This is a genomic window from Micromonospora profundi, assembly GCF_011927785.1.
Lineage (GTDB): Bacteria > Actinomycetota > Actinomycetes > Mycobacteriales > Micromonosporaceae > Micromonospora > Micromonospora profundi.
The window spans coordinates 6,368,911-6,382,200 of the sequence record NZ_JAATJK010000001.1 but is presented as its reverse complement, the minus strand read 5'-3'; the positions used below and the strand labels follow the sequence as shown (position 1 = coordinate 6,382,200).

Sequence of the window (13,290 nt, the reverse complement as noted above, 5' to 3'; positions counted from 1 at the left end):
GTGCGTACAGCCAAGACCTGTCTCGCCGCAGCGGCCGCCGCCGCGATGGTGGGCTTCCTCGCCGCGCCGGCCGCCGCCGCGCCCGACGACACCACGACGACCACCTTCGAGGTACTCGCCGGCACGCTCGACGTCGTTGCGCCCACCACCGCCGATCTGGGCTCCGGCGCCCCCGGTGGCACCATCACCAGCCAGCTCGGCGACGTGACGGTCACCGACTCCCGGGCCTCCGACGACGCCTCCTGGACCGCCTCGGTGACGGCCACGGTCTTCCAGGCCGGCGGCGGCTCCCCAGCCGAGACGGTCCTCCCCGAGGAGATCGACTACTGGTCTGGCGCCGCGACGGCGACGAGCGGCAACGGCACCTTCACACCTGGGCAGGCCACCGCCGGCGACGCAGCAGCGCTGTCCAGCGGCACCCAGCTCACCGCGTTCACCCACTCCGGCGGGACCGGCGGCAACAGCGCCACCTGGAACCCCACCCTCGTGGTCAACGTCCCGCTGGACAGCATCGCGGGCGTCTACACCGGCACGGTGACACATTCGGTGGCGTAGTCGCCGGGGGCGGTCGACCATCGCGGTCGCGCTCGCCCTGTTCTGCCTCGCCGGTCCGGGTCAGTGGACCCGGGCCGGCGCGGCCGAGCCGGCGTCGGACGAGGGCAGCATCGGGATCCGGTTACTGGAGGCCCCGACCGACCGTCGCACCGACCCCCGGGCGCTGCGCTACATCGTCGACCACCTACCGCCGGGAACGACAATCAAACGGCAACTGCTGATCGTCAACCGAACAGCCGGAACCCGCCACATCGACGTGTACCCGGCCGCGGCGACCCTGAACGATTCGGCCTTCCAGTTCGGCGGAGACCGCGAAGCCAACGAGCTGACCTCCTGGATCACCCTCGACCGCGCCGCGTTCACGCTGGAGCCCTGGGGTCAAGCTCGGGTCCGAGCGACAATCACTGTGCCGCCGGACGCCTCACCCGGCGAGCGGTACGGCGTGCTCTGGGCGGCCACCGCCTCCGCGCCCAGAGCCACCGCCTCCGCGTCCAGTGCCACCGGCGAGATCAAGCAGGTCCACCGGGTCGGCGTCCGGATGTATCTGGACATCGGCCCCGGCGGCGAACCGGCCTCCGACTTCACGATCGGCGACATACACCCGGCCCGTGGCCCGGAGGGCGAACCGTCGATCACCGCCCAGGTCACCAACACCGGCGGTCGCGCCGTCGACCTCACCGGCACGGTCACCCTGACCGACGGGCCGGCCGGCAGCCAGGCCGGACCGTTCCCGATCCAGCAGGGCGTCACGCTGGCGCCGGGGCACTCCGGGCAGGTCATCGCCCGGTTGCCGGTCGAGCTGCCGAACGGCCCGTGGAAGGCCGAGGTGAACCTGGAGAGCGGCCTGGTGAAGCGCAGCGTCACAGTGCAGGTCCAGTTCCCCGACCCCGGTCAGGTCGGCACACGCGCCAGCGTCGTGTCCCGGGTGGTGTCGGCCTGGAGCATCGGTGCGGGCATCGTGGTCGTACTGCTGAGCGCCGGTCTCGTGCTGGCGTTCCGCCTCCGCCGGCACCCTGCCGGGCAGCGCCGGGAACGCGTCGCGGCCGGGCGGTGAAAGCGCCGCGAGCAGGTCGATGCGTCTTTCTCGGACAGAGCGCGGGAAGGTTCGGTTATCAAGGGCGAGTGGCTGCCAGGATCACAGCCTCGGCCGTCAGGTAGTAGCGCTGGTCGTCGCCCTCCGGATCGACCGGCTTCCGGAGCCGCTCCACGGCGACGTAGCCGTCCTCGGCGAACACCGCACCGGGCGCCCAGCCCGTGCCATCGGAGCCGACGTTCATCGAAAAACGGGACAGCTGCCTGCCGGTCACCGGATCCAGTGTCACCAGGTCGTTCGCCTCGGTCAGCAGGTGCACCAGGCCGGGCTGCGCCGCGAGCACCCGCGCCGGTCCGAGCGCCGGCGACCGCCACAACTCGATGCCGTCGCGCGCCGAGCGACCCACCGCCACGCCGTCGTCGACAATTGTGACGGCCTGCTCGCCGACAAGCGTGGCACCAGCCGGGTCCAGCGCGGGAGCCGCAAGCGGCTCGCCAGCGCCCAGCAGCCAGCCCCGACCTCCCGCGTCCCCGGGCCCGGCAGTGCGCAGCCCCGAACAGTCCGAACGGCCGGTACGGCAACCGAGCGGAGTCGCCACCAACTCGTCCGAGCCGCCCGGCGGGCGCCAGCGCGTACCCACCGCGCCCGTCGCCGCGTCCCGGAACTCGACTGTGGCCGGGCCGGCGCAGCCGTCCAGACCGATCAACTGCCCGGACGCGGTGGTGCCGATGTCACGACGGCAACTGCCGGGCAGGTCGACCCGCCACAGTTCCCGTCCGCCGTTCACCTCCACGGCGCCGGCCTGGGTGTCGCCGGTGGCCACCAGCACCGTACGGCCGTCTGCGAGGTCGGTGAGGTAGAGCCCGCGCGGCTCCCAGACGGTGGCGGCTCCGGTCCGCCGCACCACCGCCGTGCTCTTGGCGGGCACCGGACCGTCGGCCCGCCACAGCACCCGCCCGGTGGGTGCGTCCAGCGCGACCAGTTGGCCGTCCGACCAGCGGCTGACCACCGTGCCGCCGCTGGCCACCACCCCGGTGAGTTCCGCGGGCCACCGCCGGTACGACCAGTAGGGGCTGGTGCGGTGCCGCCCGTCGACCGGCCGATCGGCATAGACCTGGCGGTGTGCGGCGTACACCCGCAGTCTTTCGTCCACGATCAGCGGGGCGACCGGCAGCCGACCGATCACGCCGACGGCCGGTTGGGTCGCGGCCGGATATTCACCCCTCGCCACAGTGCTCACCTCGGCCGGCGCGAGCACCCGGTGGACGATGACCGCGGTGGCCGCCGTGGCGAGCAACGCCACCACCGCCAACGCGAACCGTCGCCGACCTCTCGGGAACCCCATGCCGCACCTCCGCCCGGCACCCTACCCAGCGGAACCTGCCAAACCCCGGTCAGGTCGCACGGTCACGCCGATCACGGGCGGTGCCGGCTCTCGGCTGCCAGGCCGGCCTTCGGCTGCCGGAGACCGACCGCCGGCTGCCGGTCAGCGGTCAGGCGGCTTCGGCCGAGCCTGTCGCACGTGCCGCCACGGCCAGGTCGGCGAGGTCACGCCGGAGGGCCACCTCCACCGCCCGAGCGGCGAGCCCGCCGAGCAGCAGCGCCACCACCCGGCCGTACGGGTCGGTCGGCACCGCCTCCTGGGTGATGGTGACCGCGGTACGAGTCCGGCGGCGACGGCGGACCGGCCGCAGAGTCCAGGTGATGCGGTAGTCGGCACCGGCGCCGGAGGAGCAGAGCACCAGTCGCTGCGGGGCGAGCGCCTCCACCACCAGGAACTCCTCGATGAGCGTGCCGCCGCCCGGCTGGGCGCGCTCCTCACGCCAGGCGGTGCCCGGCCCGAACGGACCCGGGGTGAGCAGCTCGACCGGCCCGGCAACCGTCGGCCGCGCCGCCCGGCCGGGCAGGTCGGTCAGCAGGCGCCAGACATCGACAGCGTGCGCCTCGATGAGCCCGGAAACCGTCACCGTCGACATGCCACCCTCCCGTGTCGTCGACGGTACGCGCGGTGAGGGCCGGACGAGGCCCCCGGGACGGAATTTCCACCGCCCGGAGGCCGCGCTGTCCGTTTCGGCATTCACCGGGTACCGGTCGTCGACCGGTGCCGGCGCGCCGGTCAGCGGTCGAAGCGACCGTCTCGGATGCCGCCGATGAACGCTGTCCACCCCGGCGGGCTGACGGCCAGTGTGGGACCGGACTGGTCCTTGGAGTCGCGAACCCCGACTACGCCGAGGGCGTCGACCAGGTTGTCCGCCACCTCCACGCAGAGTCCCTGGTCATTTGAGCGGCTGCTGGTACGCCAGATCGCTCCCGCAAGATCGTGCATCGTCGTTACCTCCGTGTGCGATGGGTTGCCCCACCGCCGGCGAAAGGGCGGAGACCCGATGCGTACCGGTCGGCGGGGCGACATGATCCGCGTCAACCAACGGGGTAACGACGCTTGGTGATCGCACATCCGGTGCGATCACGAGTCGCATCGGTGAGACGGCCCGATGGGCGGGGGATCGGACCACCGCCAGGGCGGGAAGAAGGCCCTACTCACCCACCTTTGCTCTGCTTCAACGGACGCGACAGAAAGGGGCCGCAAGCGTTGCGTGGAGTGCAGCAGAGCAAAGGAGCCGAGGCAGGTTGATGGGGGAGCTTGGCGGACAGGCCCGAGCCACACGCCCAGCGCGCCAGACAGCAGCGCGCCAGCCATCAGGGCAACGGGCCGAGGCGGCAGGGCGGCGGGGCCGAGGGCGCGGAGCCGAGGCGGCGGAACGGCGGGGCCGAGGGCGCGAAGGCGCGGCTGCCGGGGCCGCTCAGCGGGCCGGGTGGATCGTTCCGGTGACCTCGCCGAGAGCGATCGTGGTGCCGTCCGGGCCGGGTGCCGTGGCCGTGATGGTCACCGTGTCGCCGTCGGCGAGGAAGGTGCGGCTCTCGGCGCCGACCTTCGCCGGTTCCGCCCCACCCCAGGTCAGCTCCAGGAACGAGCCGACCTGCGTACGGTCGGGGCCGGAGACGGTGCCCGAGGCGTACAGGTCGCCGGTGCGCACTGACGCGCCGTTGACGGTGAGGTGCGCCAACTGCTGTGCCGGCGTCCAGTACATGCCTGCGAACGGCGGCTCGCTTACCCGTTCCCCATTCCACTCGACGGCCAGGCGAAGGTCCAGGCCCAGGTGCGGTACGTCGCGCAGGTAGGCGGCCACCGGCGGGTCCTGGTCGGGGGCCGGCACGAAAGCTTCGGACAGCGCGTCCAGCGGCGTCACCCAGGCCGAGACGGAGGTGGCGAACGACTTGCCGAGGAACGGGCCGAGAGGCTGGTACTCCCACGCCTGGATGTCCCGGGCCGACCAGTCGTTGACAAGCACCACACCGAACACGTGGTCGGCGAAGTCGTCGACGGAGACCCGCGCGCCCAGGTCGCTGGGTACGCCGACCACGAAGCCGACCTCGGCCTCGATGTCGAGGCGTACCGACGGGCCGGTGATCGGGCCCTCGGCGGACGCGCGCTGACCTGTCGGACGGGTCACCGGCGTGCCGGAGACGACGACGGTGCCGGCGCGCCCGTGGTAGCCGATCGGCAGGTGCTTCCAGTTGGGCAGCAGCGGTGGCTGGCCGGGACGGAAGATCTGCCCGACGTTCGAGGCGTGGTGCTCGGAGGAGTAGAAGTCGACGTAGTCGGCGACCTCGAACGGGAGCAGCATCTCCACGTCGTCCAGGGGCACCAGCAGCGGCTCCACGGCGGCGCGGTGCTCCGGGTCGGTCAGCAGCTCGGTGATCCGCTGCCGCACCGATGTCCACTGGGGACGACCGAGCGCCATGAAGTCGTTGAGTGTGGGTCGACCTAGCGCTCCGGCGGCCAGCACCAGCTCGGCGGCTTCCGCTGCGGCCAGGTCGAACACCCACGACCCGATCCGTACGCCGATGCGCGCCTGCCCCCCGTCGGTTCGGAACACCCCGTACGGCAGGTTCGTCACCCCGTACGGCGAACCGTCAACGCCTGTCACCCAGGTCATGCGTCGTAGCCCCCGTTCACCAGCCCCAGCCGGATCAGATCGGTAAGTGGTTCAAGGATGCTGCACGAGCCGAAGCCGACCCAGAGCGGACGCGGCGCGTCCAGCCCCACGGTGGCACGCTCCAGCAGCGGGCGCGGGTCGAGCACTGTCAGCAGCTCGGCGACCGTACCGACGCTCTCCCCGGCGGCGGCCGCCAGCGTCGCGGCCAGCACGTTGGCGTAGCCGTGGTGGGTGAAGCCGGTCTGCGGGTCGAGGTGCCGGACGGCCTGGTGCAGCCCCGCGGTGAGCTTGAACGGTAGCTCCCGGTCCCGGCAGGCGCAGATCACGGCGGCCAGCTCGGCGGGGGTGGGGAAGAGCTCGGCTGCCAGGCCGCCGGTGCGGAACTTGGCGGCGATGGGCACCCCGTCGGCGCGGGCGGCGGCCAGTGCGTCGAGCGCGCCCATCAGTCCGAAGGTCAGCGGCAGTTCGGCGTAGACGGCCTCCACGCCCGGCAGATCGTCGGTCAGCCGCAGCAACTCGGCGACGCCGGGCAGCGGATCCTCACCGCGCTTGGCGACCGCCACCTCGACCTGACGGGCCGTGACACCGTCCGGTGCCAGGAACGAGAGCGCGAACGGCAGGGCCCCGATCCCGGTGTCACCGATCAGGCCGATCACCAGCCCCTCGCCCGGGTCGACGAGACCGCTCAGCTCACCGGCCGCGACTGTCGAGGCGGGGACGAGCAGTGGGCCGACCATGTCCGCGTACCAGGCGGCGCGGTGCCGGCGGTGGGCGGTCAGCGCGTCGTGAAGCTCGGCGCTGCCCGGTGGGAAGACGGCAGCGTCGTCCACCAGGCCGTCGAGGAGTGCGGGCACCTGCGTTGACACGGAACAAGAATGTACGGGACGCTACAAGGAACGGACAACAGCGTCCGATTATCGGACGCCTTCGGCCGATGGACGGGGCATATCGGGAGGCGAAGATGCCGTACTACCGCAGCGTCGGCGAAGTGCCGCGTAAGCGCCACACCCAGTTCCGCCAGCCCGACGGCAGCCTCTACGCCGAGGAGCTGATGGGTCAGGAGGGCTTCTCCTCCGACTCGTCCCTGCTCTACCACCGGTACGCGCCCACAGCGATCCTGGCCGCCGACGAGTTCACCCCGCCCGCATTCACCCGGGCGCCCAACCTGCCACTCAAGCCCCGCCACCTGCGCACCCACAAGCTCGACGCCGGCAGCACCGACCCGGTCCTCGGCCGGCAGTACCTGCTCGCCAACGACGACGTCCGCATCGGGTACGTCCTCGCCGACCGCCCGTCGCCGCTGTTCCGCGATGCCACAGGCGACCACTGCCTCTACGTCGAGGCGGGCACGCTGCGGGTCGAGTCCCCGTTCGGGGTGCTGGAGGCGGTGGCCGGCGACTACGTCGTCATCCCCACGTCGACCATCCACCGGCTGGTGCCCACCGGCGAGCAGCCCGTTCGACTGCTCGCCGTCGAGGCGTCCGGTCACATCGGCCCGCCCAAGCGCTACCTCTCCGTTCGCGGGCAGTTCCTGGAGCACTCGCCGTACTGCGAGCGTGACGTCCGCGGCCCGGACACGCCCTTGCTCGTCGACGGCGAGGAGGTCGAGGTGCTTGTCCGCCACCGGCGCGGTTGGACCCGCTACGTCTACGCCAACCACCCCTTCGACGTGGTCGGCTGGGACGGGCACCTCTACCCGTGGGCGTTCTCCATCCACGACTTCGAGCCGATCACCGGGCGCATCCATCAGCCGCCACCCGTGCACCAGACCTTCCAGGGCCCCAACTTCGTCATCTGCTCGTTCGTGCCCCGCAAGGTCGACTACCACCCCGACTCGATCCCGGTGCCCTACAACCACCACAACGTCGACTCCGACGAGATGCTCTTCTACACCGGTGGCAACTACGAGGCGCGGCGCGGCTCCGGCATCGAGCAGGGCTCGATCTCGCTGCACCCGTCCGGGTTCACCCACGGCCCCCAGCCGGGTGCGGCCGAGCGGTCCATCGGCGCGGACTACTTCGACGAGTTGGCCGTCATGGTCGACACGTTCCGCCCGCTGGACCTCTGCGATGCGGCCCGCAACTGCGAGGACGACGGCTACGCCTGGACCTGGGCGCGTCGCGGCTAGTCACCGGATCGCGGTGCGGGTGAACACTGCGAACTCGGCGATCGTGGTGACGGCGATGGCCAGCACCAGCGGCCACGGCGAGCCGACCATCGCGTACACCAGCAGCAGCACCGGCGCGGCGGCCACCGCGTAGACCGCCAGGGCGAGCGTCCGGTCCGAATGCAGCAGGGTGGGCAGGATGGTCCGGGTCAGACCCGGCAGTCGCGCCGCGAGCTGCCAGACCACGACGCCGCCGGTGAGCGCGGCGAGGACCGCGACGATGCGCGAGAACCCGCCGTTCGCGGCGGCCGCAAACGCCACCACCACCGCCGCGATGAGCGACCAGCCGGCACCGTAGAGCACCAGCCGGTGCAGGCCCTGGGCGACGGTGCGGCCCGAATCCATCCGGCTGGGACCGACCGGTATCGCCTCGGCGACCTGCTCCAACGCCTGCGCCCAGCGGCGCTGCTCCAACCGGAGGACTCCGACGTCCTGGCGGACGTCGGCGAGACGCGGGTCCAGCCGCAGCGCCTCCCCGTAGGCGCGCTCGGCCAGGTCGAACAACCCCAGCCGGGCAGCCACCAGGCTGAGCACCAGATGCGCCTGCGGCTCCTGGGGCGCCAACTCGACCCCCCGCCAGGCCGCGTTCAGCGCCGGCTGGCCGTTGCGTGCGTCGGCCAGGATCGCCGCCGCGCTGCGCTGGGCGTACGCGTCGGCCGGGCCGAGCGCCAACAGCCGGTCGGCTGCCGCTGCCGACTCGGCGTAGCGCTCCAGGTCGGCAAGCGCCATGGCCCGGACCACCAACGGTGGCAGCGCCTCCGGGGCGGCAGCCACGGCAGCGTCGGCGGCGGTGAGCGCGTCCGCAGGACGACCGGCGGCCAGGTGCACGCGGGCCAGCATTGTGAGCGCCTCCGGATCGGCCGGCTTCAGGGCAAGCCCATAGGTCAGCTCGGTGGCGGCCTCGTCGTGGCGGCCGAGTTCGGCGAGAAGCTGGGCCCGATCGAGGTAACCGTCGGAGGCGGATCGGTCGGAGGCGGGGTCGCTGGACATCGCGGCGAGCTTAGGCGGCTGGCGCGTCGTACACCAGGGCCACCGCGATGCCGGTCAGCCCTTCTTCACGGCCGGTGAAACCGAGCCCGTCGGTGGTCGCGGCCGAGAGGGTGACGGGGGCGCCGACAGCGGCGGAGAGCACCTGCTCGGCCTCCACCCGACGCCGACCGATCTTGGGCCGGTTGCCGATGACCTGCACGGACACGTTGCCGATCTCCAGGCCGGTGGCGCGCACCCGGCGGGCGGTCTCCGTCAGCAGCGCAACGCCGGACGCGCCGGCCCATTCGGGCTCGCCCACCCCGAAGGCGGAGCCGAGATCACCGAGACCGGCGGCGGAAAGCAGGGCGTTGCAGGCGGCGTGCGCGGCGACGTCCGCGTCCGAGTGCCCGGCGAGACCGTCCTGGTCGGGCCAGAGCAGACCCGCCACCCAGCAGGGCCGGCCGGGCTCGAACGCATGTACATCAGTCCCGATGGCAACCCGAGGAACGATCATGATCCGAGGGTACGCGTCAACCGCCGGCGGCAAGCAGATGCTCCGCGAGCGCAAGGTCGAACGGGCGGGTGATCTTCAGGGCGTACTCCGAACCGGGCACGCAGCTCACAGCGACGCCCTGCTTCTCGACGAGCCCCGCATCGTCGGTGAGCGCGTCGCCGCCCACGGCGTGCGCGGCGGTCAGCACGGCCCGGCGGAAGCCCTGCGGGGTCTGCACCGCACGGAGGGCGGACCTGTCGACGGTGCCGAGCACCACCTCGCCGGCGCCGACCTCCTTGATCGTGTCGACGACCGGCAGGACGGGGATCACAGCGTCCCGACCGCCGCGGACGGCCGCCGCGACGGACTCGACAAGCTCCGGTGGGGTCAACGCGCGGGCGGCGTCGTGCACAAGGACGATCGTCGGACCGTCGGGCACCGCCGCCAGCGCGGCTGCCACCGACGCCTGCCGCTCGGCGCCGCCGGGCACCACGATCACCGGTGCCACCGGGGCCAACAGGCCACGGACGGCCGCCACCTCGGCGGGCGGCGCGGCCACCACGATCGTGTGCACCGACGCGGCGGCAGCCAGCCGACGCACGGCGTGCACCAGCAGCGGCTCGCCAGCGAGCAGGCGCAGCGCCTTGGGTCGGCCGGGGCCGAGCCGTACGCCAGCGCCTGCCGCAGGCACGAGGACCGCGACGTCACCGCGCGGATTGAGCTGCGCGGTCACGTCGCGGTCCTCGGTGGTTTCTTCGCTACGAAGTGGGTACGACGATGCTGTTGACTAGGCCTCGGTGAGCACCTTGTCGAGCAGCGTCTCCGCCTCGTCCTTGGTGCTCTTCTCCGCCAGCGCGACCTCGCCGACGAGAATGTCGCGGGCCTTGGCGAGCATCCGCTTCTCGCCCGCGGAAAGGCCCCGCTCCCGCTCCCGGCGCCACAGGTCGCGCACGACCTCGGCGACCTTCAGCGGGTTTCCGGAGGCCAGCTTTTCCAGGTTGGCCTTGTAACGCCGCGACCAGTTGGTCGGCTCCTCGGTGTGCGGAGCCCGGAGAACGTCGAAGACCTTACCGAGGCCCTCTTCGCCAACCACCTCGCGGACACCCACGATCTCGGCGTTCTCGGCCGGCACCCGGACCGTCAGGTCACCCTGCGCGACCCTCAGGACGAGATATTGCTTAGGCTCGCCCTTGATGACCCGAGTCTCGATTGCCTCGATGAGTGCGGCCCCGTGGTGGGGGTAGACAACGGTCTCGCCGACACTGAAAACCATAGGTTCGAAACCCCTTTCGCTGTGTCTAGGGTAACACGCTCAGGCAACGATGTCTCACCGATGTCCTGACCGTTGGCGCAGCTCAGGGGCCCTGTGAGAGGTCTTTCTTCAGCTTGACAGGCAGTCAAGCTGATGGTTCGAACACTCTCCGTAACCGTGGGATAACCTCCCGGTACGGGTGAACGGAACGCTGAGATCAAGGGCTATGCGCTCCTCCCATGGTATCCCGCCCGGCGGGACTCCGCCCAGATGTAGCGGGAGGTGCCCCCGGTGCGGGACCCTTGAGTACGAGCCACACTCCGCTCTCGAGACGCTTCCAGGGGGTCCGATGGGCAAGCCGGATGCAGAGGGCCACGGGTCGTCCGACGGGCTGCCCGACCTGCCACCCGAGTGGGGCCGCATCGTGGTACCCGACGACGCGTCGGCACTCGCCGGCGAGGCAGCCCAGATCCGCCGCGAGTTGCGCCGGGCCGCCGGCCAGCACGCCGGGCAGCCAGCCTTCGCCCTCCCACTACTGGTGCTGTTCGTGGCGGTGCTCACCACGCTTGCCGGCCTCCTGGCCGTGACCTGGCCGCGCGCCACCCGGGGCACCGCCGACCGACCAGCCCCGAGCCCGTACGTGCCACCCGCGACCGTCACCGGGCAGGCGTTGCCCGCACTTGATCTCGTCGACGCCGCCCAGGCACCCGTGGCGCTGCGCGGCCTGCTCCCTGCCATGATCATTCTGGTGGACGGCTGCCCCTGCCCCGAACGGGTGGCCCGGGCTGCGGCTGCCGCCCCCGACGGGGTCGCCGTGATCACCGTGGCCGGGCGTTCGGTCACTGCCACACCACCGGCCGGCGGATCAGTCCGGACGTTGGCCGACCCCGCTGGCGGGCTGCGCTCGTTCCTGGGTCAGCCGGTGCGCCCCGGCGCGCTCACCGCGTTACTCGTCGACCGCACGGGCGTGGTGACCCAGGTGCTGCCCGACCTCGGGCCGGCCGAGACGTACCGGGATGAGCTGGCCGCCCTCGCCCCGTGACCTGAACCTCGCTCAGGGCACCGTGACGAGTTGCGCCTGGACGTCAACGGGCTGCCCGGCCGTCGACACCAGCGACACCCGGATCCGCCCGCCGTCGGGAAGCACCACGGCAGTGGCGATCGTGCCGTCGCAGTCGATGCGGGGCGAGCCGGCCAGCCGAGCGCCGGTGACCTTCACGGCCAGGGAACCGAGCCTGGTGCACCGGACCTGGAGCAGGTGGCGGGCGCCATTGTCGGCGGACTGCCGGATCACGGCCTCCCCCGGGGTGAGTTCCCGCCGTTCCCGCCAGACCGTCTCCTTGAAGAGCGGCAGGTCACCCGTGCCGAAGCTGTCGCCCGGCGGGCCATCGATGTCAACGATCATGCCGGTCGCCGGGTCGATCACCACCCTCGACCTGGTCTGCGCCTCGCTGACCTCGCCCGTCTCGGGATCGATCCGCACCCGCACCGGCCCGTCGGCCATCCCGGAGGCCACGACACGTTCCATGACGGTGCTGACGGACGGCTCCGCGCTCGGCTCGGCCGTCGGGCGAGCCGGACCGGCCGTTGGCTCCGGAGCGGTGGCCCGCCACCACCAGCCACCGACCACCAGGGCGGCCACGGCCACCCCGGCCAGCACCGCCGACCCCAGCCGATCGTCTGCCCCCGCATCCATGCGGGTGAGCGTACCGGCCGGGTCGTGGGCGGTCAGCCCTGTCGGTCGAGCAGGGCGGCGTACAGGGTGAGGCCGGGACCGAACGCCAGCATGACGACACGCCTCGCCGGAGGCGCCGCGCGCGCCAGCCGGTCCAGGATCAGCAGCACCGTCGGCGAGGAGCAGTTGCCGTGCTCGTCGAGCGTCGCCCGGGACGCCGCCAGCGCCTCCGGCGGCAGGGCCAGCTCCCGCTCGACCACGTTGAGGATCCGCGGACCGCCCGGGTGCACGGCCCAACCATCCACGTCGGAGATGGTGCCGCCGTGCCGGGCCAGCAGGTCGGCCACCAGAGTGCGTACGTGCCGGGAGAGCACCTGCGGCACCTTCGGCGACAGCCCCATCCGAAAGCCCGCGTCGGTGACGTCCCAGGTCATGTGGTCGGCCGTCGAGGTGTCGGTGACCGAGGCGACCTCGCGTAACGCGTACCCCGGACCACCCGGCACCACCACGGCGGCCACCGCGGCGTCCGAGAAGAGCGCGTGCGAGACGATCTGCTGGGTGTCCACCCGGGCGCTGGACGGCTGGATGTGCAGGCTGGTCAGCTCCGCGCAGAGCAGCAGCGCCGGGCGGCCCCGTGCGGTGACGAAGTCACTCGCCGCGCCCAGGCCCGGCAGCGCCGCGTAGCAGCCCATGTGGCCCACGAACATCCGCTGGGTGTCCGGCGCCATGCCGAGGTCCCGGGCGAGCAGGATGTCCAGGCCCGGAGTGGCGTACCCGGTGCAGGAGCAGACGATGAACATGCCCACGTCGCCAGCGCCCATCCCGGCGGCCGTCAACGCCCGCCCGACCGCCTCCTTGCCCAGCGGCAGCGCCTCCACCTGGTAGCGACGCATCCGGCGCTCGGTCGGCCAGTCCGAGACGTCCTCCAGCAGGGGGTTGACCGCGGCCTGGCGCCGGGTCACACCCGAGTTCGCGAAGATCCGCTGGGCCAACGACCGGGTGGTGCCGGAGAAGTGCCGGGAGAAGAAGCCCTCCCACAACTCGGCCTGCGATGCGGACGGCGGGTGCGCCGTCCCGAGCCCCGCGATCACTGGTACGGGCACGATCCCCACCTCTCCTCAGACGCTGTCCTCCCCCTTGCCGTCCCA

The 13,290-nt window shown here is 72.2% G+C and carries 15 protein-coding genes; 4 read left to right on the top strand and 11 right to left on the bottom strand.

The window, feature by feature from the left end; translation table 11 throughout:
* Together F4558_RS28565 and F4558_RS28560 are read left to right on the top strand one after the other, a co-directional pair.
* A complete protein-coding gene (locus F4558_RS28565; protein ID WP_082377408.1) occupies positions 1-555 on the top strand; it encodes a hypothetical protein in 555 nt (184 codons plus the stop codon).
* A 256-nt stretch (positions 556-811) separates the two neighbouring features.
* Complete coding sequence (locus tag F4558_RS28560) at positions 812-1,609, top strand: hypothetical protein (RefSeq protein WP_053654698.1); 798 nt, start codon at positions 812-814, stop codon at positions 1,607-1,609.
* 58 nt (positions 1,610-1,667) lie between these two features.
* On the opposite strand, the gene F4558_RS28555 is transcribed toward F4558_RS28560, so the two are convergent.
* The 5 genes from F4558_RS28555 to F4558_RS28535 all read right to left on the bottom strand — a co-directional run bounded on the left by F4558_RS28555 (position 1,668) and on the right by F4558_RS28535 (position 6,452).
* Positions 1,668-2,933: an outer membrane protein assembly factor BamB family protein gene (locus tag F4558_RS28555; protein ID WP_167946763.1), complete on the bottom strand. Its 1,266-nt coding sequence runs from the start codon at positions 2,931-2,933 to the stop codon at positions 1,668-1,670.
* Between the two features lie 148 nt (positions 2,934-3,081).
* On the bottom strand, positions 3,082-3,564 hold the full coding sequence (locus F4558_RS28550) for an SRPBCC family protein (protein WP_053654702.1): 483 nt from the start codon (positions 3,562-3,564) through the stop codon (positions 3,082-3,084).
* A 140-nt stretch (positions 3,565-3,704) separates the two neighbouring features.
* Positions 3,705-3,914, bottom strand: coding sequence for a DUF397 domain-containing protein (locus F4558_RS28545; protein ID WP_053654704.1), 210 nt, complete (start codon positions 3,912-3,914; stop codon positions 3,705-3,707).
* A gap of 475 nt (positions 3,915-4,389) precedes the next feature.
* Complete coding sequence (fahA, locus tag F4558_RS28540; protein ID WP_167946761.1) at positions 4,390-5,586, bottom strand: fumarylacetoacetase; 1,197 nt, start codon at positions 5,584-5,586, stop codon at positions 4,390-4,392.
* Complete coding sequence (locus tag F4558_RS28535; protein WP_053654707.1) at positions 5,583-6,452, bottom strand: hypothetical protein; 870 nt, start codon at positions 6,450-6,452, stop codon at positions 5,583-5,585. Before F4558_RS28535 ends, fahA begins: the two co-directional genes overlap by 4 nt.
* A 95-nt stretch (positions 6,453-6,547) precedes the next feature.
* Here F4558_RS28535 and F4558_RS28530 point away from each other — a divergent pair, with 95 nt between their 5' ends.
* Positions 6,548-7,714, top strand: coding sequence for a homogentisate 1,2-dioxygenase (locus F4558_RS28530; protein WP_053655048.1), 1,167 nt, complete (start codon positions 6,548-6,550; stop codon positions 7,712-7,714).
* Here the strand turns inward: F4558_RS28530 and F4558_RS28525 are convergent, their stop codons facing one another.
* From F4558_RS28525 to F4558_RS28510, 4 genes are read right to left on the bottom strand one after another with little or no spacing between them, the layout of a single operon-like run.
* Positions 7,715-8,743 (bottom strand): tetratricopeptide repeat protein, encoded by a 1,029-nt coding sequence (locus tag F4558_RS28525; protein ID WP_167946760.1) that lies wholly within the window; start codon positions 8,741-8,743, stop codon positions 7,715-7,717. It lies immediately after the preceding gene.
* Between the two features lie 10 nt (positions 8,744-8,753).
* Positions 8,754-9,239, bottom strand: coding sequence for a 2-C-methyl-D-erythritol 2,4-cyclodiphosphate synthase (gene ispF, locus F4558_RS28520; protein ID WP_167947719.1), 486 nt, complete (start codon positions 9,237-9,239; stop codon positions 8,754-8,756).
* A gap of 13 nt (positions 9,240-9,252) precedes the next feature.
* A complete protein-coding gene (ispD, locus tag F4558_RS28515; protein ID WP_167946759.1) occupies positions 9,253-9,948 on the bottom strand; it encodes a 2-C-methyl-D-erythritol 4-phosphate cytidylyltransferase in 696 nt (231 codons plus the stop codon).
* A gap of 54 nt (positions 9,949-10,002) precedes the next feature.
* Positions 10,003-10,488: a CarD family transcriptional regulator gene (locus F4558_RS28510; protein WP_007073334.1), complete on the bottom strand. Its 486-nt coding sequence runs from the start codon at positions 10,486-10,488 to the stop codon at positions 10,003-10,005.
* Between the two features lie 328 nt (positions 10,489-10,816).
* Here F4558_RS28510 and F4558_RS28505 point away from each other — a divergent pair, with 328 nt between their 5' ends.
* Complete coding sequence (locus tag F4558_RS28505) at positions 10,817-11,509, top strand: hypothetical protein (RefSeq protein ID WP_167946758.1); 693 nt, start codon at positions 10,817-10,819, stop codon at positions 11,507-11,509.
* A gap of 12 nt (positions 11,510-11,521) precedes the next feature.
* On the opposite strand, the gene F4558_RS28500 is transcribed toward F4558_RS28505, so the two are convergent.
* Both F4558_RS28500 and F4558_RS28495 read right to left on the bottom strand, forming a co-directional pair.
* A complete protein-coding gene (locus F4558_RS28500; RefSeq protein ID WP_167946756.1) occupies positions 11,522-12,163 on the bottom strand; it encodes a hypothetical protein in 642 nt (213 codons plus the stop codon).
* Positions 12,164-12,195: 32 nt separating this feature from the next.
* Complete coding sequence (locus F4558_RS28495; protein WP_167946754.1) at positions 12,196-13,254, bottom strand: type III polyketide synthase; 1,059 nt, start codon at positions 13,252-13,254, stop codon at positions 12,196-12,198.
* Positions 13,255-13,290 lie beyond the last annotated feature (36 nt).

Coding starts and splice junctions, on each gene's coding strand:
- F4558_RS28510 (WP_007073334.1), bottom strand. CDS start 10,488: ATGGTTTTCAGTGTCGGCGAGACCGTTGTCTACCCCCACCACGGGGCC.
- F4558_RS28525 (WP_167946760.1), bottom strand. CDS start 8,743: ATGTCCAGCGACCCCGCCTCCGACCGATCCGCCTCCGACGGTTACCTC.
- F4558_RS28530 (WP_053655048.1), top strand. CDS start 6,548: ATGCCGTACTACCGCAGCGTCGGCGAAGTGCCGCGTAAGCGCCACACC.
- fahA (WP_167946761.1), bottom strand. CDS start 5,586: ATGACCTGGGTGACAGGCGTTGACGGTTCGCCGTACGGGGTGACGAAC.
- F4558_RS28500 (WP_167946756.1), bottom strand. CDS start 12,163: ATGGATGCGGGGGCAGACGATCGGCTGGGGTCGGCGGTGCTGGCCGGG.
- F4558_RS28555 (WP_167946763.1), bottom strand. CDS start 2,933: ATGGGGTTCCCGAGAGGTCGGCGACGGTTCGCGTTGGCGGTGGTGGCG.
- F4558_RS28545 (WP_053654704.1), bottom strand. CDS start 3,914: ATGCACGATCTTGCGGGAGCGATCTGGCGTACCAGCAGCCGCTCAAAT.
- F4558_RS28550 (WP_053654702.1), bottom strand. CDS start 3,564: ATGTCGACGGTGACGGTTTCCGGGCTCATCGAGGCGCACGCTGTCGAT.
- F4558_RS28505 (WP_167946758.1), top strand. CDS start 10,817: ATGGGCAAGCCGGATGCAGAGGGCCACGGGTCGTCCGACGGGCTGCCC.